Origin of the sequence: Acidisphaera rubrifaciens HS-AP3, from assembly GCF_000964365.1 — a bacterium.
In the GTDB taxonomy this organism is placed as follows: Bacteria; Pseudomonadota; Alphaproteobacteria; order Acetobacterales; family Acetobacteraceae; genus Acidisphaera; species Acidisphaera rubrifaciens.
On record NZ_BANB01000919.1, the window covers coordinates 1 to 822 of the forward strand.

Here is an 822-nt window from a genome sequence, read left to right on the forward strand (position 1 = left end):
CGCCACGGCGGCGGCGTGCTGGCGGGCGTACAGCCCGGCGGTCAGACGCCAGACGGGCTCCACCGCCGGCAGCCGCGCCGCCTCCTCGGCCGGCAGCAGGTGGTCGGGATGCGGGATCGACAGGCGGCCGTTGTAGCTCTCGACCTTGCCGGAGACGACGATGCGCGTGCCCGGCCGCAGGCGCTCCAGCCAGGCGGGGCGGAAGAACACCAGGTCGATGAAGCCGGTATCGTCCTTGGCCGTCACCCGCCAGGGCTGGCGCGGGCGCGTCGGCGCCTCGTGACGCACGACCTCCAGCAGCAGCGTCGCGATCCGGCCCGGCGACAGGTCGCGCACCGGCGGGCGGGTGCGCCGGTCCACATAGGCATCGGGCAGGTGGAACAGCAGATCGAGCACGCGCTCCCCGCCGCAGGCGCGGGCGAGGAGTGCCGCCCGCGCGGCACCTATGCCGCGCAGTGCCGTCAGGGGTGCGAGAAGCGGGGCGAGGGGGGCGTGGTCCACGGCTGACATGCGCGATTGCCGCCCGTATATGACAGCGCGCTCATGCCATCGCCAGAACACGCGCCCGACCACGCGCCCGACGCCCCCGGCACGCCGGCCCTCCCGGCCCGGACGTCCGCTCCCGACGACGCGGCGCCGCAGGGCGCCGACCCGGCGGAGGAGGCGCGCGCGCGGCGCGTCCGCCGCCTCGTGTTCCGCGCCGCGCATCGCGGGACGAAGGAAAACGACCTGCTGCTCGGCGGCTTCGTCGCCGCCCGCGCGGCCGAGCTGGATGAGGCCGAACTCGACGTGCTGGAAACCATCCTCGACCTGCCGGACCCG

2 protein-coding genes are annotated in these 822 nt (G+C 75.7%); one reads left to right on the top strand and one right to left on the bottom strand.

Annotated features, from left to right (window positions below):
• Nucleotides 1-501 (bottom strand): OB-fold nucleic acid binding domain-containing protein (locus B8460_RS21305; RefSeq protein ID WP_241771245.1); only part of this gene is annotated, 501 nt, incomplete at its 3' end.
• A 42-nt stretch (nucleotides 502-543) separates the two neighbouring features.
• Here B8460_RS21305 and B8460_RS19045 point away from each other — a divergent pair.
• A partial coding sequence (locus B8460_RS19045; protein WP_048863203.1) for an FAD assembly factor SdhE occupies nucleotides 544-822 on the top strand: 279 nt, incomplete at its 3' end.